Genomic DNA, 21,852 nt, shown 5'->3' on the forward strand with positions numbered 1-21,852 from the left:
GTCGCCAGATCGTCGTGTGTCATTTCATTCCCTACTGTGAAGTTATCTGCTGGTCGATAAGAGCAAAGAGCTCGTCAGCACTCGCCGCCTCGACGGCGACGCGGTCGCTGTGGGGCGTGGATTCACGATCCTCCAGAGCTTCGGCCAGCGCCGAGCGGATCCGCTCGGCCAAGCGCGCCTTGTCCCCGGCGGACGGTAGGGTCGCGAGCAGCGATCGGAGCGAGGCGATCTGGTCGTCGACCGCCGAGGTAGTCGACGTAGCATCCCACCGCGAGCGCAACAGTTTCGCCACAGCGGTAGCGGTCGGGTAATCGAACACCAGCGTCGACGGCAGTTTCATGCCCGCCGCCTCGGCGAGCCGATTCCGCAGCTCGACACCGCCCAGCGAATCGAAACCCAGTTCGTTGAACGGGGTCTCGGGCTCGATGGCCGCGGCCGACGGGTGCCCCAGAACTGCCGCGGCATGTTCCCGCACGAATTCGAGCACCAGCGCATCCCGTTGGTCCTCCGGTTCGGCGGCGAGCCGTTGAGCAAACAGGCCGCCGACTGCGACACCGCTCGTCGCGCGCCGCGCCCGCGCAGGTACGAGGCCACTGAGCACATCGGGCAGCAGTCCAGCTCGAGCCTGCACCGCCAGTCTCGGCTTGTCGAACTCGACACAGGCGACCATAGCTTCGTCCATGGCGATCGCGGCATCGAGCAGCGCAGTCCCGTCTTCGCCACCGAGCACTTCGATACCCAGCCGTTTCAACCGCGCCACGGCGGCGCGGTCGATATTGCCCGTCATACCCGCGTCCTGGTTCCAGGGTCCCCAGGCCACCGACAATGCGGGCAGACCATGGGCGCGGCGAGCACGCGCGAGTCCGTCTAGGAACGAGTTCGCCGCCGCGTAGTTGCCTTGACCTGGCGCGCCGAGCGACGCCGCAACCGAGGAGAACACGATGAACGCCGCCAGATCGTGCTCCCGGGTGAGTTCGTCCAGGTTCAGCGCACCGTCGACCTTCGGCGCGAGTACTCGGTCGATCTGCTCCGTGGTCAGCGTTTCGATCGTGGCGTCGTCGACCACGCCTGCGGAGTGGATCACCGCCGTCAACGGGTGCTCGGACCCGATCGAATCGAGCACGGCCGCCAAACCCGCCCGATCACCGACGTCACATGCGGCGACACGCGTTTCGGCGCCCAATCGAGCCAGCTCGGCGACCAGCTCCGCGACTCCTTCCGCCTCCTCCCCCCGCCGTGATACCAGCAGCAGGTGTTCGACACCGTGAGCAGCGACCACATGCCGAGCCGTCACGGCGCCCAATCCAGTGGTACCGCCGGTGATCAGCACCGTGCCGTTTCCGAACGCGCCGCCGGTGTCGGATGACGAACGTTCCTCGGCCGGAACGCCGCCTTGGGACAGACGCGGCACGAACATCCGGGAATCGCGTACCGCTACCTGGGCCTGATCCGACTCGAGGACGCACCCCACGAGATCCGCGCGGAGGTCGCCATCGTGATCCAGCAGCACGATGCGGCCCGGGTGCTCCGATTGGGCGCTGCGGACCAACCCCGCCACCGCGGCCGCGGCCAAATCCACGGACTCACCCGGGAGGCCCGCCGCGCGGCGGGTCGTTACCACGAGTCGGGTGTCCGCCAGCCGCTCGATCGACAGCCAGGACCGCAGCATCTCCCATGCCGTGTGGATCGACGTCCGAATCGCTCCGGCACGCCCAGCGGACGGGGTCCGACCGTCCCCGGCTACCGCGTCGGACAGGGCGAGGTCGTCGGCGAGTGACCAGACGATCACGTCCGGAATCTCCTCGGCCGCGGCCAGTTCCGCTAGGTCGGCATAGTGGTGATCGATCCCGGACGTCCTCGTCGCACCCGAGGTCGCCATCACCCCGGCGGAGGCCAGGGACGAGAGCGCAGGCAGCTCCGACTGGATCCACTGCAAGGTCAGTGGCGACGAGCGCCGGGCCGTACTTGCCGCGTTCAGAGCGCCGACGTCGACCGGACGCGCGGCGACCGCATCGATGGTCAAGACGATCGAACCAGTGTCGTCGACAACGTCGATCCCGACCTGCCCGCTGTCGTCCCGAACCACTCGCGCGCGCACTGCCCCGACGCCGGGGCGCCACAGCCGCACTCCGGCGAACGAGAAGGGCAACGGCAACTGCCCCGGCGGCAGGTCGGAGGTCAGGCCGTCGATAGCCGCGTGCAGGCATGCGTCCAGAAGCGCCGGGTGAATGCCGAACGTGGATACCGAGCCGCTCGCGGATTCGTCGAGAGAGACTTCGGCGAAGGCCTGCTCGCCACGGGTCCACATCGCGGTCACACCCTGGAATGCCGGGCCGTAGTCGAAACCGCGCTGCGCCAGGCGGTCATAGATGGACGCGCCGTCCGACGGCTCCGCACCGGCGGGAGGCCAGGTCTGCTCACTCCATGCCGGGTCGTCGTCGGCGGCGGCGGTCAGGACACCGCCTGCGTGGAGCACCCACGGGTCCTCGTCGGCCGCGTCCCCATCCGCCGTTTCGGAGCGGGCGTAGATCGCGAATGTCCGCCGACCCTCTCCGTCGGGTGACGCGACACTCAGCTGCAGGTCGACCTCTGCATCGCCGGCGAGCACGAGCGGGGCTTCCAGCAGCAGTTCCTCGATGACGCCGACGTCCAGTCGCCCACCCGCGGTCAACGCCAATTCCGCAAAGGCCGTCCCGGGCAGCAACACCGAGCCGAGGACCGTGTGGTCGGCGATCCAGGGATGAGTCCGCACCGAGAATCGTCCGGTGAACAGCCACTCGTCCTTGCCCGCGACCGGCACCACGTTCGTCAACAGGGGATGCCCGAACGAGCCTGCCACGACTTCGGGTATCGGCTGCGGCCAGTAGCGTTGGTGCTGGAAGGCGTAGGTGGGCAACGCCGCTCGGCCCGCGGAGCGCCCAGCGACCAAGCGCCGCAAGTCCACCGGCATACCCACTGCGTGCGCGTGCGCGAGGAGCGTGACGAGCTGGAACACCTCGTCGATCGACCGCCGCGACGACGCCACCACCATCGACTTGGCCTCCGGATGTTCCGCTAAGCACTCCCGGGTCATCGCGGTGAGCACCGCGTCCGAACCGACCTCCACGAACCTCCGCACACCGGACTCGACCAACGTGTCCACCCCGGAAGCGAACCGCACACAACCACGCACCTGCGCCACCCAATACTCCGGATCACACACCGCATCGCGCGCAGGCGCACCCGACACATTCGACACAATCGGCAACGATGGCGTCCTATACGTCAAACCTTCGGCCACCGCACGGAACTCGTCCAACATCGGTTCCATCAACACCGAATGGAACGCGTGTGAGACCCGCAGCCGCGTGCTCTTGCGGCCCGCACCGGTAAGCCGTTGCCGGATCTCGTCGACGGCACCCTCATCCCCTGAGAACACCACCGCCTCGGGACCGTTCACCGCCGCGATCGACACCCGATCCCCATAGCCGACCAGCGCCTCCCCTGCCTCGGCCTCCGACACGGCGACCGCCAGCATCGCCCCGCCCTCCGGCAACGCCCCCATCAACCGGCCGCGCGCCGCCACCAGCGCGCACGCGTCCGAGAGTGACCAGACACCGGCGACATATGCCGCTACCAGCTCACCGATAGAGTGCCCGACCAGCAGATCCGGCGTCACATCGAATGATTCGATCAACCGGAACATGGCCACCTCGAACGCGAACAACGCAGGCTGCGTCCACTCCGTCCGATCCAGCACACCTTCGGAATCGGTGAACATCACATCCCGCAACGACCCGCCGAGATAACGATCGAACTCGCCACACACCTCGTCCAAGGCGGCCGCGAACACCGGAAACGCCTGGTACAGCCCCGCGCCCATACCCACACGCTGCGCACCCTGCCCGGTAAACAGGAATACCGTCTTCCCCGGAGTCGTGACGCCGTCGACCACGCCCGGCTGCGCCGAACCCGACGCAAGCGCCGCCAGGCCGGCGAGCAACTCGTCGCGATCACGCCCGACCACGACGCCGCGCCGATCCAGCGACGCCCGCGATTCCAGCAAGGACCACGCGACGGCCCAGCTATCCACATCCGGACGGTCGGCCAACCAATCCCGCAACCGGCCGGCCTGCCCGCGCAATCCCTCTTCCGACTTCGCCGACACCACCAGTGGCACCGCGGCGACGTCGATATCCGACTCCGTTGACGCGAGTTCGCCGCCGTCGCCAGGCTCCGATACGGCGCGGGGCGCCGACGGCGCCGACGGTTCCTCGAGGATCACGTGCGCATTCGTGCCGCTGATCCCGAACGAGGACACTCCCGCGCGCCGCACCCGATCGCCGGCGGGCCACGACTCCGCCTCGGTCAACACCCGGACATCGCCCGCGGACCAATCCACGTGCGGGCTCGGCGCGTCGACATGCAAGGTCTTCGGCAGGGTCTCGTGCCGCATCGCCTGCACCATCTTGATCACACCACCGACACCCGAAGCCGCCTGCGAGTGCCCGATATTCGACTTCAACGAACCAATCCGCAACGGCCCACTCAGCCGATCCTGTCCATAGGCGGCGATCAAGGCCTGCGCCTCGATCGGATCACCCAACGCCGTCCCGGTACCGTGCGCCTCCACAACATCCACATCCACCGGACCCAAACCGGCATTCGCCAACGCCGCCGCAATCACCCGCTCCTGCGATGGACCATTCGGCGCAGTCAAGCCATTGCTCGCACCATCCTGATTGATCGCGCTGCCACGCACCACCGCCAACACGTTGTGGCCCAAGCGCTGCGCATCCGACAGCCGCTCCACCACCAGCACAGCCGCACCCTCCGCCCAAGCCACACCATCGGCCGACGCCGAAAATGCCTTGCACCGACCGTCGGGCGACAGACCGCGCTGCCGGGAGAACTCCACGAACACCATCGGCGTCGCCATCACCGTGGCTCCACCCACCAACGCCAGCGAACTCTCCCCCTGACGCAGCGCCCGGCACGCCACATGCAACGCCACGAGCGACGACGAGCAGGCGGTATCCACCGTCATCGCCGGCCCTTCCAGACCCAACGCATAGGCCACTCGCCCGGACACCACACTCCCCGCGGCGCCGGTCGCGACATACCCTTCGACCTCCGGCCCCGCCTTACGCGTCAGGGCGTCGTAGTCCTGGTACATCACGCCCGTATAGACACCGGTGTCGCTGCCCCGCAACGACACCGGATCGATGCCGGCATGCTCCAACGCCTCCCACGACACCTCCAACAACAAACGCTGCTGCGGATCCATCGCAATCGCCTCACGGGGACCGATCCCGAAAAAGCCCGCGTCGAAATCGGCCGCGTTCGTCAGGAAGCCACCCTCCCGGACATACGACGTGCCCGAGTGGTCGGGGTCCGGATGAATCAGCCGACCCAGATCCCAACCACGATCCGACGGAAACTCGCTGATGGCATCCGCACCCGACGACACCAGATTCCACAGATCATCCGCCGACTCGACACCACCTGGATACCGACAAGCCATACCTACGATCGCGATCGGCTCATCGACCTGCACCCGACGCGCGGTTCTCGTCCTCCGCCGTTCCGCGTCGGGCGAGTCCCCGACCTTGGACAAGATGAACGTCGCCACCGCCCGAGTGGTGGGGTGGTCGAAGACGAGGGTGGTGGGCAGCCGCAAACCTGTCGTCTTTCCGAGCCGGTTGCGGAACTCCACCGCACCCAGTGAATCGAAACCCATTTCACTGAACGGTTTCTCGACATCGATCAGCTCCCCTGAGGCATGACCCAGCACCGCGGCAACCTGAGCCCGCACGAAATCGAGCACGATCGCGTCGTGTTTGTCCCGCGACGCCGGCGCCAACAGCCGCGCCAGGTCCCCACCACCACTGTCCGCGCGGCGTGGCGACGGCGTCAGCGACTGCAGCAGCCCCGGCAACAGGCCCGCGCGCGCGTTGATGGACAGTGTCGCCATGTCGAAGTCGACCGCGGCGACAAACGGTCCGCCCGCAGCACCGGCGAGATCGAAGAGCCTGAGCCCGTCAGCTTCGGCCAGCGGGCGAAAGCCTATGCGCGACAGCCGTTCCACTCCCGCCGCGCCCAGTTCGGCAGTCATCCCGCTGACCTGACTCCACGGACCCCAGGCCACGGAAACCGCGGGTAGATCCGCGTTGGCGCGGCGCCGCGCCAACGCGTCCAGAACCGAGTTCGCCGCCGCGTAGTTACCCTGCCCTGGTGATCCGAGAACCGCCGCGACCGAGGAGAACATGACGAACGCCGACAGATCGCGATCCAGGGTGAGCTCGTGCAGGTTCAGCGCTGCGTCCACCTTCGGCGCGAGCACCCGGTCGACCTGATCGGGCGTGAGCAATTCGACGGTGCCGTCGGCCAGTACACCGGCCGCGTGAATGACGGCTGTCAGCGCGGGGCCGTCGGAGATGTCGTCAAGCATCGTCCGTACGGCCGCGCGGTCACTGACATCACACGCCAGCACCCGCGATCGAGCTCCGAGCTCGGTCAGCTCGGCCACGAGTTCGGCGACACCGTCGGCCCGCTCACCACGCCGGGACACCAACACCAGATCACGCACCCCATGCGTCGCGGCCAGATGCCGCGCCACGAGAGCGCCCAACCCGCTGGTGCCACCGGTGATCAACACCGCACCCGAACCGACCGCGATACTCGACCCGACCGCGGGCGCGTCGCGACGGGTCAGCCGCGGCGCCAGCAGAGCACCCGCACGCACCGCCAGCTGCGCCTCTTCGGCATCCAGGGCGGCGGATATCAGCTCCGGCGTCACTGCGCCGTCGACATCACTGTCCACCAACACAATCCGGCCGGGATTCTCCGATTGCGCGCTCCGCAGCAAACCCCACGTCGCCGCCGCCGCCAAATCGGGATCCTCGCCGGACAGACCCGCTCCATTGTGCGTCACCACAATCAGTCGAGCGTCAGCCGCCGTGGGAAGGCGCAACCACGATCGAACTGTCGCCAATGTCGCGTGTACGCGTCGGTGCACAGTGTGCGCCGACCATGGCCCGCCCTCGGCGAGCGACGAATCGGCGTCATCGGCGAACCACACCACCACATCCGGACCGTGCTCCCCGGCGACCTCGCCCAGCGCGGCCATATCCGGGTAGCTCTCCTCGAACCCGGCCGCCGGCGTCGAGCCGATGACGGCGATCCGCCCGGTGCCCGCACCTACCTGCGAACGGGATTCGACCGCGATCCACCGCACGTCATAGAGCCCATGGCGACCGACGGATCGGCCCTGGTTCAGAACCTGACTGTCGACCGGACGCGACTGCAGTGATTCGACGGTCAACACCGGCGCGCCCGCCTCGTCGACGATCGTGAGCCGCACACTGTCAGCCCCGGTGCGCCGGATTCGAACCTCCACGGCCGTCGCTCCGGGTTGGAACAACCGCACGCCGTTGAACGAGAACGGCAGCGGCAGGTGGTCCTGTGGCAGGTCCGTGGCCAATTCGTGCACCGCGGCATGCAGCGCGGCGTCCAGCAGCGCGGGATGCATGCCGAACCGAGAGGCTTCCGCACCGACTTCGGCGCTCAACCTCACATCGGCCGACACGTCGTCGCCGTCCCGCCACACCCTGCGCACCCCTTGAAACGCAGGTCCGTAACCGAATCCGCGCGCGGCCAACTGGTCGTACAACACTTCACCGGGCGTCGCCTCGTCCTTCGACGACAGCCCGTTGTCGCCGCGCGACGCCAGCACGTCGATCACCACGCCCGGCGCAAGAATGCCACGCGCGTGCGTGGTTCCGAATCCGTCGTCCGGCTGCTCGCCGATGGCCTTGGACGCCACGACGAACCGCCGCCGCCCATCGTCATCCGGCGCCTCGACACCGATCTGGATGTCGATCTCGACCCTGTCGTCCAACCGCAGCGGAGCTTCCAGAACCAGCTCATCGACGATTTCGACGCCCAATCGAGCACCGACCGCCAACGCCAGCTCCACGAAACCAGTTCCTGGTAACAGCACCCCGCCGAATACCGCGTGATCTGCGATCCACGGATGCGATGCCACCGAAAGTCGGCCGGTGAACAACCACTCGTCCTTACCGGCCACTGAGATCGCCGCGCCGAGCATGGGGTGGTCGATCGGCAGCAGACCGGCGCGACTCACGTCGCCGACGTCACCACTCGGCGGCAGCCAGTACCGAGCGCGTTGGAATACATAGGTCGGCAAGGGAATCCGACGCAGCGATCGTCCTTCGTACAGGGAGCGCCAATCCACCTCGAGACCCGCGGCGTGCGCGGCGGCCAGGAACATGGTGAACTGCTCGACCTCTTCCGCGCTGCGCCGAGCGGCGGCGGCCACCACCGACCGCGACTCGACCTCGGGTTCCTCGGCCAGACACTGGCGTGTCATCGCCGCCAGGACGGCGTCCGGGCCGACCTCCAGGAAGCGCCGGGTCCCGGTCGCGGTCAGCGCCCGCACCCCCGGAGCGAACCGCACGGCCGACCGTACCTGGCGTACCCAGTACTCCGGATCGGTCAGTTCACTATCCACCACCTCGCCGGTCACATTCGACATAATCGAAATGTTTGGCACCTGATAGGTCAAACCCGCTGCCACCGTGCGGAATTCGTCGAGCATCGGTTCCATGCGCGCCGAGTGGAAAGCGTGGCTGACCCGCAACCGGCTCGTCTTGCGGCCTCGGTCGGCAAGCCGTCGTTCGACCTCGTCAACGGCGTCCACGTCGCCGGACAACACCACCGCAGCTGGGCCGTTCACCGCAGCCACCGCCAGCCTGCCGGAGTATCCGGCCACGAGGGCGACCGCCTCATCTTCGGATACGGCCGCCGCCAGCATTGCCCCGCCCTCCGGCAACGCCCCCATCAGCCGCCCGCGTGCCTCCACCAGCGCACACGCGTCCGTCAGCGACCAAACCCCGGCGACATATGCCGCCACCAGCTCACCGATGGAATGACCGAGCAGCACATCCGGTGTCACACCGAACGATTCGAGCAGCCGGTACAGCGCCACCTCGAACGCGAACAGCGCGACCTGAGTGAACTCCGTCCGATCCAGTAGCGCCGCGCCGTCCTCGGCGAACATCAGATCTTTCAACGATCGTCCGAGCAGTGGATCGAACGCGGCGCACACCTCGTCCATCGCGGCCGCGAACACTGGAAACGCCGCGTACAGTTCCCGCCCCATTCCGGGCCGCTGCGCGCCTTGACCGGTGAACAGAAACGCCGTGCGTCCCGTGCCCACGACGCCGCCGACCACGCCGACGCTGTGGGAGGACGCACTGTCGGCGAGTGCTGCCAAACCTGCCAGCAACTCCGCACGGTCACGTCCCACAACCACTCCGCGCCAGTCCAACAGTGCCCGCGACGTCGCCAAGGAATGCGCCACATCCCACACGTCTGCGTCCGGATCGCCGATCAACCACTGCCGCAGTCGATCCGCCTGTGCCCGCAGGCCCGGCTCGGACTTCGCCGACACGATCCACGGGACGACATCCGACACGACGCTCGGCCGCGGCGACGACATCTCTTCGGAGTCGACCTGCTCCGAATTGCCCTTGGACTCCGCGGCGACCGGATCAGTGGGCGCTTCCTCGAGAATCACGTGCGCGTTGGTGCCGCTGACCCCGAACGACGACACACCCGCCCGGCGCACCCGCTCCCCTGCAGGCCACGGCTCGGCCTCGGTCAACAATCGCACCGTATCCGCAGACCAATCCACATGGGGGGTAGGCGCATCCACGTGCAACGTCTTCGGCAACACACCGTGCCGCATAGCCTGCACCATCTTGATCACACCCCCGACACCCGCCGCCGCCGAAGTGTGACCGATATTCGACTTGAGCGAGCCCAAACGGAACGGACCGCTCTCCCGCTGTTGCCCATAGACTCTGATCAACGCCCGCGCCTCGATCGGATCCCCCAGCATCGTGCCCGTACCGTGCGCCTCCACCGCATCGACATCCGACGGATCCAATCCGGCATTCGCCAACGCCGCCGTGATCACCCGCTCCTGCGAAGGACCATTCGGCGCAGTCATACCCTTGCTCGCGCCGTCCTGATTCACCGCGCTGCCCCGAATCACCGCCAATACGGTGTGCCCCAACCGACGGGCATCAGACAACCGCTCCAGCACCAGCATCCCGAGACCTTCGGAGAAGCCTGTCCCGTCGGCGGCCGCCGCGAACGCCTTGCACCGGGCATCGGACGACAGCGCGTGCTGACGCGCGAACGCGATCAGCAGGGACGGATCCGACATCACGGTCACCCCACCCGCCAACGCGAGTGACGTATCGCCCTGCCGCAATGCCTGACACGCCAGATGCAACGCCACCAGCGACGACGAGCACGCGGTATCGACCGACATCGTGGGCCCCTTGAAACCGAATGTGTAGGCGATCCGGCCGGACAGAACGCAGCTCGCCGCACCCAGGTAGGCATGGCCTTCCGCCTCGGCCGTCAATGTCGGGGAGCCGACCCGCGGACCGTAGTACTGATGGAAGACTCCGGCGAAGAGGCCGGTGTCGCTGCCGCGCAGCGACACCGGGTCGATACCCGCGTCCTCCAACGCCTCCCAGGATGCCTCGAGCATCAGGCGCTGCTGCGGATCCAGCACCGCGGCTTCCCGAGGGCCGATTCCGAAGAAACCCGCATCGAAATCGGCTGCCGAATAAAGAAACCCGCCCTCACGGGTGTAGATCGTGCCCGGCACATCCGGATCCGGGTTGAACAGCCGCTCCAGGTCCCACCCTCGATCGGTCGGAAGACCGCCGACCGCGTCGGTACCGGAGGCGACCAGATCCCACAGTTGTGCGGGGGAGTCGACGCCCCCCGGATAGCGGCAGCTCATCCCGACAATCGCAATCGGTTCCCGCGCACGCTCCTCCAACTCGTGGATGTGCTTGTTGGCGGTGCGTAGGTCTCCGGTGAGTTTCCGCAGGTAACGGGTGAGTTTTTCCTCGTTGCTCATGGTTGACCGAACTCCTCATCAATCAGGTCAAAAAGCTCGCTGCTGGAATGCGCGGCAAGATCGTCGTACTCGTCGGTCTGCCATCTGTCGCCGAGATGGGACCGAAGCCGGTCGCCGATGCCGAGCAATGCGGTAACGGTCGCGTCGTCGTCGCCCGCCGCAGCGAGGACGCGTTCGACCATCGCCTCCAGACGAGCGAGATCATCGGACGCGGGAACGGCGGTAGGCGGTTCCGCGGTGACGGTCAGGGCGAGTTGGCCGTGCAGATACCCGGCCAACTCGGAGAGTGTCGGGTAGTCGAACACCAGCGTCGAAGGCAACTGGAGGCCGGTAGCTTTCGAAAGCCGATTCCGGAGCTCCACCCCACCCAGCGAATCGAATCCGATCTCGTCGAATCCCTTGTCGGGCCGAATATCGTTCGTCGACGAGTAGCCCAATACGGCGGCGGCTTGTTCGAGAACCAGACCGAGTACGGCCTGCTCTCGTTTGGCCTCCGGTACCCGGGCCAGATCGAAGACGCGTGATTGCCTGCCGTGCCCGGCTTCCCGCTCGGAATGCCGAACGAACCCTCGCAATAGCGCGGGGATCGTGTCGGCGCGAGCTTCCCGGCGAAGGGCGTTCACGTCGAAACAAGCCGGCACGAGCGCGGATACTTCCGCCGGTGCCGATCCGATGCCCGCAACGGTGTCGAACAGCCGAAGGCCGTCCGCTCGGGTCAGCGGTCGCAAACCCAGGCGGGCCAGTCGTGCGACTGCCGCTTCGTCGAGGGTGTCCGTCATGCCGCCCGATCCCGCTCCGGTCCGCTCCCACGGACCCCAGGCGAGTGCTACGGCGGGCAGTCCTTCGGCACGACGCCGGGCGGCCAACGCGTCCAGGAAGCTGTTGGCAGCGGCATAGTTGGCCTGACCCGCGGACCCGAGGACACCGGAAATCGACGAGAACAGCACGAACGCCGATACATCCGAGCCCCGCGTCGCCTCGTGCAGATTCCACGCAGCGTCAACCTTCGGCGCGAGCACGCGATCCAACTGTTCGACCGTGAGCGTTCGAATCGTTGCGTCATCGAGCGCACCCGCCGCATGGACCACTGCCGTCAACGGCTGTTCCGGCGGGATCGAATCGAGCAGCGCCCGCAATGCCGTCCGGTCCGCGACATCGCAGGCCGCGAGGCGCGCCTTGGCGCCGAGCTCACTCAGTTCCGCCGCCAATTCCACTGCACCCGCCGCATTCTCACCGCTGCGGGAGACCAGGAGCAACTGCCGGACACCGTGCTCGACAGCCAGGTGCCGAGCCAGCATCCCGCCGAGCCCGCCGGTGCCTCCGGTGATCATCACGGTGCCGGATCCGAACGACGGCCTCGTCTCCGCAGACCCATCCCTGCGCTCCAGCCTCGGCGTCAGCAAGGTGTCCCCACGAACGGCCACTTGCGGCTCATCGGCCGCGAGGACCGTCAACACGGCGTCGGCCGACAGCGGCTGTTCGCCGGGCGAGGACTGCCAGTCGAGCAGAACGATCCGATCGGGGTATTCGGTTTGCGCGCTGCGCACCAACCCCCACACCGCGGCCGCGGCGAGGTCCGGCGTCTCGCCGGGCAGTCCGGCGGCGTTGTGGGTGACCACGATCAGTCGCGATCGCTCCAGGGCTTCCTTGTCGAGCCACGCCTGGAGCATGTGCAATGTCGAGCGCGCTTGGTCGTACGTCGCGGCTGCGGCGTCGCCGTTCCGCGCAGTCGCGGCTGCGGCGACCGACCACACGACAACCTCGGGCAGCGCGCCCTCGGTCGTTGCCAGGCTGTGGAGGTCCGGATACCGCTCCCACACACCGGCAACCGGGATCGAGCCCAGTGCGGCAATCGCACCGGACACCGTGTCGGCGGACGAAGCGCGGACCTCCGTCCACTGCAGTGCGTACGCCCCGGCGTCGCCGCCCGACAGGGAGTCGCGGAGCTGGGCGACGTCATAGGACCGCATGACGGCCTCGTCTATGGAGAGGACCGGGTTGCCGTCGCCGTCCATCGCCGCGATGGCGATGGCATCCTCGCCCTTCGACACGGCGATCACCCGCAGCTGTGCGGGCCGTGCGATGTCGTGAAATCGAGCCCCGCCCCAACGGAACAGCAGCTTGCCGAGGTTCGGATCGTTGCCGAGCTCCGGCCACATCAGACAGGCGAGTCCGGCGTGCCCAATACCGTCCATCAGGCCCGGATGCAAAGTGAAACCGTCGGGGTCGACGGTCGGATCCAACGCGACCTCGGAGAAGACGGTGTCCCCGTGCCGCCACGCGCGTTCGGTGGCGCAGAAGGAAGGACCGTACTCGAGCCCCACCGCGGCTGCGATGTGCGCGGGAATCCATTCCGGGTCGATCGGGTCGGCGTCCAGCGGCGGCCACGGCTCGGCCTGGAGCCGTTCCATCAGCGGTTCGGCGGCCGGTCGGTCGCCTGCCAGAATTCCGCTGGCGTTACGTATCCATTCGTTGTCGTCGTCACCGGCGACGCGGTAGTGGAAGGTGAAGTGACGCCGCCCGGTGTCGTCCGACTCGTCGACGAACACTTGCAGGTCGATCTCACCGTCTTCGGGCGGGAGGACCGGGGCCTCCAACGTGAGCTCATCCACACCGACGCAGCCGAACCGCGGCCCCGCCACCAACAGCATCTCCAACAGCGCCGTGCTCGGCACGACCATGACGCCGTAACTTGTGTGGTCCGCGAGCCAAGGATGGGTCCGGCGCGAGAGCCGGCCCGTGAGCATCCATTCGTCTTTGCCCGCGAGCCGCACCACACCGGTCAACACCGGGTGACCCGACGCCGTCGGCGATACCTCGACGGCCGGACGCAGCCAGTACCGTTGATGCTGGAAGGCGTAGGTGGGCAATGCCACCCGATTCGTGGAGCGGTTCGTGAACAACGGAGTCCAGTCCACCTCTACTCCCGCGACATATGCCTGTGCCAGCGCGGACACGAACTGGGTCGGCTCGTCGGTCGAGCGCCGAGCGGCCGCGACCACCGTCGACTTGGCCTCGACATCCGGAGTCTCGGCAAGACATTGCCGAGTCATCGCGGACAGCACAGCATCCGGTCCGATCTCCACGAACCGCCGCACCCCTGCCTTGACCAGAGTGCCGACCCCCGGCGCGAACCGGACGCAACCACGCACCTGCTCCACCCAATAACCCGGGTCGGTCAACTCCGCCCCGACGACAGCACCGTTGACATTCGACACGATCGGAACAGTCGGCAGGTGGTAGGTCAAACCTTCGGCCACGCCACGGAACTCGTCGAGCATCGGATCCATCAACGCCGAATGGAAGGCATGACTGACCCGCAAGCGGGAGGTCTTCACCCCCTCGACAGCAAGCTTGTCCTCGATCTTGCCGATCGCGAACACGTCCCCGGACAACACCACCGACGATGGACCGTTCACCGCGGCCATCGACACCTGCCCCTCGAACTCGGCGAGCACCATGGCCACTCGCTGCTCGGATACCGCCGCCGCCAGCATCGCACCGCCCCTTGGCAGCGCCCCCATCAACCGGCCGCGCGCCACCACCAGGGCGCATGCATCCGGCAACGACCACACCCCGGCCACGTACGCGGCAGCCAGCTCCCCGATCGAGTGTCCGATCAGCACATCCGGTGTCACACCGAACGACTCCATCAGCCGAAACAACGCCACCTCGAATGCGAACAACGCAGGCTGCGTGAACTGCGTGAGATCCAACAGCGCCGCGTTACTCGGATCGAATACCAGGTCCTTCAGCGACCAGTCGAGCACCGGATCCACCTGTGCGCATACCTCGTCGAACGCTGCCGCGAACACGTCGAACGCCGCGTACAGACCCGCACCCATACCGACCCGCTGCGCGCCTTGCCCGGTGAACAGGAACGCCGCCTTTCCCGAACCTGCTGTCGCCTCGATCGTGCCTGGTGACCCCGACGCCACATCGGCCAGACCGGCCAGCAGTTCGTCCCGATCACGACCGACGGCCGCACCACGCCAGTCCATGCGAGCGCGGGATGTCGCCAAGGAATGCGCGACATCCCACACGTCTGCGTCGGGATGGCCGATCACCCACTGCCGCAGTCGGTCCGCCTGCGCCCGCAGACCCGACTCGGAACTGGCCGACACCACCCACGGAACGACTTCCCCGGTCCGGGGCCGATCCGCCGGCGCGGGCTGCGACGACGGAATCCGACGGACTGGTGCTTCTTCCAGGATGGCGTGTGCGTTGGTGCCGCTGACACCGAACGACGACACCCCGGCTCGACGGACCCGGTCGCCCGCCGGCCACGGCTGGGCCTCGGTCAACAGTTGTACATCGCCCGAAGACCATTCCACGTGCGGGCTCAGCTCATCCGCGTGGAGTGTCTTCGGCAGAGTTTCGTGTTGTAGCGCCTGAACCATCTTGATGACGCCACCCACGCCTGCCGCGGCCACGGTATGTCCGATGTTCGACTTGATCGATCCGATGCGCAGCGGCCGATCCGGTCGATCCTGGCCATAGGCGGCGATCAACGCCTGCGCCTCGATCGGATCACCCAGAGTGGTCCCGGTACCGTGCGCCTCCACCGCATCGATGTCCGACGGCTGGAGTCCGGCATTGGCCAACGCCGCGGCGATCACCCGTTCCTGCGACGGACCGTTCGGCGCGGTCAAACCGTTGCTCGCACCATCCTGGTTCACCGCCGTCCCACGCACGAGAGCGAGGACGTTGTGTCCCAGGCGTCGGGCGTCAGAGAGCCGCTCGAGCACCAGCACACCGACGCCCTCGGAGAAGGCGACACCGTCCGCCGCGGCGGAGAACGCCTTGCAACGTCCGTCGGGTGACAGACCGCGTTGCCGCGCGAAATCGACGTAGAGGTAAGGACTTGCCGCGACTGTCACACCGCTCGCCAGCACCAGCGAGCTCTCGCCCTGGCGCAGCGCTTGGCAGGCCAGATGCAGCGAGACCAGCGACGACGAGCACGCGGTGTCCACGGTGACCGCGGGCCCCTCGAGACCGAAGACGTAGGCCACCCGCCCGGAAATCACGCTGCTCGTGGTACCGGTGAGCCGATAGCCCTCCAGATCGCCGACTACGCGATCAATGTAGCCCGAGTACCCAGCTCCGGCGAACACGCCGGTGTCACTGCCTCGCAACGACGCCGGATCGATGCCCGCGTGCTCCAACGCCTCCCACGACACCTCCAGCAACAACCGCTGCTGCGGATCCATCGCGGACGCCTCCCGCGGGCTGATCCCGAAGAAACCCGGGTCGAAATTACCTGCGTCATAGAGGAATCCGCCGCGGTGGGTGTAAACGGTACCGGGCTTGTCCGGATTCGAATCGAATAATCGCTCCAGATCCCAGCCACGATCCGACGGGAAATCGCCGGTCGCGTCGGTTCCGGAAGCAACGAGGTCCCAGAGCTCATCCGGTGATTCGACACCGCCTGGGAACCGGCAGGCCATCCCCACGATCGCGATCGGCTCGTCTGCTCGTACCCGGCGCACAGTCTTCTTGACAGGTTCGCCCACCGTCTTCGGCTCGACGCGCGACTGCACCAGCTTCGCCACCGCCGCCGGAGTCGGATAGTCGAACACCAAGGTCGACGGCAACTGCAGACCCGTAGCCTTACCCAACCGGTTACGGAACTCCACCGCACCCAACGAATCGAAACCGATCTCGTCGAAGCGCTGATCGGGCCTGATGTCGTCTCCCGAGTCGTGCCCGAGCACCGCGGCGACCTGGTCGCGCACCGCCTCCAGCACTACCTCGGCGCGTTGAGCCTCCGGCACCCCGGCCAGCCGGGCGCCCAACGAACCCGCCGCGTGTCCTGCCGAGGCCTCTTTCGCAGCGTGCGCTGGGCGTGCCGAACGCCGTACGAATCCACGCAATACCACCGGAACGCTGTCGATTTCGGGCTCGCGACGCAAGACACTCGCGTCGAACCGGATCGACACCAGTCGTGCGTCGGAGTGGGCAAGAGCGGCGTCGAAAAGGCGCACACCCTCGTCGTCACCGAGCTGCCCCAGCCCCAACCGATCCCACCTAGCGACAGCAGCACGATCCAAACCACCGGTCATCCCGCTGCCCTGGTTCCACGGCCCCCACGCCAGCGACGTCGCAGGCAACCCCGCGGCCCGTCGCCGTTGCGCCAACGCATCCAAGAAGCCGTTCGCCGCAGCGTAATTGCCCTGCCCGGCCGACCCGAGCACCCCCGCTATCGACGAAAACACCACGAATGCCGACAAGTCACGATCCCGGGTCAACTCATCCAGATGCCAGGCCCCGTCCACCTTCGGCGACAACACCCGGTCCACCTGCTCACCGGTCAACGACTCCACAGTGCCGTCATCGAGCACCCCCGCGGTGTGCACGACAGCGGTCAATCGGCCATCGGAATCGATGGTGTCCAACAAGGCCCGTACTGCGCCATGATCAGCGACATCACACGCCACGACCCGAGCATCCGCCCCCACCTGCGCCAACTCGGCGACCAACTCGGCGGCGCCGGGTGCGGCCAGGCCCCGCCGCGACGTCAACACCAACCGGCGCACACCGTGCTCGGCGACCAGATGGCGGGCGAACAACGCACCCAACCCGCCCGTACCACCGGTGATCAACACCGTCCCGTCCCCCGACGACGACAGTGCACTGGTGTCCTCCGACGCGGACGCGCGCGTCAACCGGGGCACCAGAACCTCCCCACCACGCACCGCCACCTGCGGTTCACCTGATCCCAGTACGGCCGCGATCCGATCCACATCCAACGGCCCGGCCGGGTCTTCATCGACCAGGACGAACCGCTCCGGATTCTCCGACTGCGCACTACGCACCAATCCCCACACCGAAGCGGCAGCCAGATCCGGAGCCTCACCGGACAACCCCGCGCCGCCCGTCGTGACCACCACCAACCGGACATCCGCCAAACGTTCTTCGGCAAGCCAGGACTTCAGCATCGCGAGCGCGTCATGCACCCCCGCCCGCACCACTCCGGGAATATCGGCCGAATCATCGGCAGCCAACTCCGTCGCGCGCCACACCACCACACGCGGAACCCGTTCAGCCGCGACAATATCCGCGACAGAACCGTAGGACGCGTCGATACCCGACACCGTCGTATCCGCGAGCACAGCCATCGACGACGCCGACCGGTCGGCACGTCCTACCGCAGTAGGCTCCCAACGCACCTGGTACAGACTTGCCTCATCACCGGACAGTGTGCTGCGGAATTCCTTCACGTCATAAGGACGCATCACCACCGCATCAACCGACACGATCGGATTGCCGTCCGGATCGACCGTCGCGACAGACACAGTCTCCGCCCCAGTCGCGACCACGATGACCCGAAGCGACGTCACTTCCGCAGGCCACCGGCCACCGTCCGTCGCCGACTTGTGGAATCGTGCACCACCCCAACGGAACAACAACCTGCCGGTATCCGGATCGGAATCTTCATCACGCCACAGCAACCGGGAGAAACCCGCGTGCATCACCATATCCAGCAGGGCCGGATGCAGGTCGTGCCGTCCCGGCTCCGGCGCCGCGTCGGTGTCCAGTGCGATCTCCGAGAAGACCGCGTCGCCACGTTGCCACGCAGCACGCACACCGATTAACGCGGGACCGTACTCGAGCCCGGTGTCCTTCGCGATCCGCTCCGGAAGCGCCGCACTGTCCACGAGTTCGGCGTCGGCGGGTGGCCATTCCTCGTCCCGCAGCCGTGACAACAACGCCGAATCACCATCCCACTGCGCCGCAAGCGCACCAGTGGCATTGTGGGTCCATTCGTCATCCGACGACTTACGGAAATAGAACTCGAACTGACGCCGCCCTGACTCGTCGGGCGCCTGCACCAACACCTGCAACTCGATCTCGTCGTCCCCGGCCGGCAGGATCGGCGCCTGCAACGTGAGTTCCTCCACCACCGCGCAACCGATCCTGTCGCCCGCGACAAGAAGGAACTCGACGAGAGTCGCGCTCGGCACAACCACCACGCCGTAGGTCATGTGATCCGCGATCCACGGATGAGTACGCAGGGAGAACCGGCCGGTGAACAACCATTCGTCGGCGCCCGCCAACCCCACCACACCCGTCAAAATCGGATGATCCGACGACGCCGGCGACGCGTCGCTATTGGGCTGCAACCAGAAGCGCCGACGCTGAAACGCATACGTCGGCAACGGAACCCGACCCACCGCCCGGCCCACGAACAGCGGCCCCCAATCCACCCACACACCGGTGACATGAACCTGCGCCAGAGCAGTCACGAACTGCGTCACCTCATCGACCGATCGCCGCGAAGTCGCCACCACCGACGACGCCGACTCGACCTCGAGGTTCTCGGCAAGACACCCACGAGTCATCGCCGCCAACACCGCATCCGGACCCACCTCGATGAACCGCCGCACACCCTCCGCAACGAGAGCATCCACACCCGGCGCGAACCGGACACAACCCCGCACCTGCCCCACCCAATACTCCGGATCGGTCACCGCCTCCCCCGCGAACCGGCCAGACGCATTCGACACAATCGGCAGACGCGGCGACGCGTACACGACACCTTCAGCCACCGCGCGGAACTCCGCCAACATCGGCTCCATCCGCGCCGAATGGAACGCATGCGAAACCCGCAACCTATTCGTCTTGATCCCCTCGCCGGACAATAGCCGCTCGATCTCATCGATGGCATCGACATCCCCAGACAACACCGTCGACGACGGATCATTCACCGCCGCAACCGACACCCGACCACCGAAACCGGCAATCACCTCCGCTGCCCGCTCCTCACCGACCCCCACCGCAAGCATCGCCCCACCCACCGGCAACCCACCCATCAACCGACCCCGCGCCGCCACCAACACACACGCATCCGACAACGACCACACCCCCGCCACATAGGCGGCCGCCAACTCCCCGATCGAATGCCCGATCAACACATCCGGCCTCACACCGAACGATTCGATCAGCCGGAACAGCGCCACCTCGAACGCAAACAACGCAGGTTGTGTGAACTCCGTCCGATCCAACAACCCCTCAGTACCGGCGAACATCGCATCCTTCAACGACCGCCCGAGCAAAGGATCGAACTCCGCGCACACCTCATCCAATGCCGCCGCGAACACCGGAAACGCGCGATACAGACCCGCACCCATCCCGGGCCGCTGAGCACCCTGACCGGTAAACAGAAACGCCGTCTTATCAGAACCTGCTTTCGCCTCGATCGCGCCTGGCGCACTCGCCGCCAAATCGGCCAGACCTGCCAGCAGTTCTTCCCGGTCACGCCCCACGATTACGCCGCGCCAGTCCAACAGTGCCCGCGACGTCGCCAAGGAATGCGCCACATCCCACACATCCGCGTCGGGATCGCCGATCAACCACTGCCGCAGTCGATCCGCCTGTGCCCGCAGGGCTTCGTCGGACTTGGCCGATATCAACAGCGGAACGAAATCCGACACGCTGGTCTTCGCCGCCGCCACCTGCTCGGGCTCGCCTCCCGACTGCGCGACGACCGGATCGGTAGGTGCTTCCTCGAGAATGAGGTGCGCGTTGGTGCCGCTGGCCCCGAACGACGACACACCCGCCCGACGCACCCGCTCCCCCGCAGGCCAAGGCTCGCTGTCCTGGAGAAGCCGTACCGTATCCGCAGACCAATCCACGTGCGGGGTGGGCGCATCCACATGCAACGTCTTCGGCAACACACCGTGCCGCATAGCCTGCACCATCTTGATCACACCCCCGACACCCGCCGCCGCCGAAGTGTGACCGATATTCGACTTGAGCGAACCCAAACGCAGCGGCGCGCTCTCACGCCGCGCACCATAGACGCTGATCAGTGCCCGCGCCTCGATGGGATCCCCCAGCATCGTGCCCGTGCCGTGCGCCTCTACCGCGTCGATATCCGACGGATCCAGACCGGCGTTCGCGAGCGCCTGCGCGATCACTCGTTCCTGCGACGGACCGTTCGGGGCGGTCAAGCCGTTGCTCGCGCCGTCCTGATTGACCGCGGTGCCGCGCACCACTGCCAGAACCGGGTGTCCCAACCGTCGGGCATCCGACAACCGCTCCAACACCAGCATCCCGAGACCTTCGGAGAAACCGGTCCCGTCGGCGGCCGCCGCGAATGCCTTGCAGCGCGCATCGGGCGACAGCGCACGCTGACGCGCGAACGCGATCAGCAGGGACGGGTCCGACATCACGGTGACGCCGCCGGCCAGGGCCAACGTGGCGTCGCCCTGCCGCAACGCCTGGCAGGCGAGGTGCAGGGCTACCAGCGACGACGAGCACGCGGTGTCCACCGAGATGGCCGGGCCTTTGAAGCCGAAGGTGTAGGCGATCCGGCCGGATAGCACGCTGTTCGAAACGCCGAGGTAGGCATGGCCTTCCGTCTCGGCGGTGATGGTCGGGGAGCCGATGCGGGGACCGTAGTATTGGTGGATTACTCCGGCGAAGACGCCGGTGTCGCTGCCGCGCAGCGACACCGGGTCGATACCCGCGTCCTCCAACGCCTCCCAGACCGCCTCGAGCGTCAGGCGCTGCTGCGGATCCATGGCCGCGGCCTCGCGGGGGCCGATCCCGAAGAAGGCTGCGTCGAAGTCGCCTATGGAGTCGAGAAACCCGCCCGCACGGGTGTAGATCGTGCCCGGCACATCCGGATCCGGGTTGAACAGCCGCTCCAGATCCCACCCCCGGTCGGAAGGGTAGTCCCCGACGGCATCCACGCCGTTCGCGGTCATGCGCCACAGATCCTCGGGTGACCGCACGCCACCGGGGTACCGGCAGGCCATGCCGACGATGGCGATGGGCTCCTGCGAGCGGTCGGTGAACTCGCGCAGCTGCTGTTTGGTCTCGTACAGCTCCTTCGCGGTCTTCTTCAGATACCGGCGCAGCTCGTCGTTGTCGGCCATCGGTGGAACTCCTGATCGTATTGG

General features: G+C 67.0%; 2 protein-coding genes. Both read right to left on the reverse strand.

Features of this window, described 5'->3' with window-relative positions; genetic code table 11:
- Nucleotides 1-31 precede the first annotated feature (31 nt).
- Nucleotides 32-10,945, reverse strand: a complete 10,914-nt coding sequence (locus OHB12_RS08780) for a type I polyketide synthase (protein ID WP_327117879.1) — start codon at nt 10,943-10,945, stop codon at nt 32-34.
- Complete coding sequence (locus OHB12_RS08785) at nt 10,942-21,828, reverse strand: type I polyketide synthase (protein WP_327117881.1); 10,887 nt, start codon at nt 21,826-21,828, stop codon at nt 10,942-10,944. The genes OHB12_RS08780 and OHB12_RS08785 overlap by 4 nt, the downstream gene beginning before the upstream one ends.
- Nucleotides 21,829-21,852 lie beyond the last annotated feature (24 nt).

This window comes from Nocardia sp. NBC_01730 (assembly GCF_035920445.1).
Classification (GTDB): domain Bacteria; phylum Actinomycetota; class Actinomycetes; order Mycobacteriales; family Mycobacteriaceae; genus Nocardia.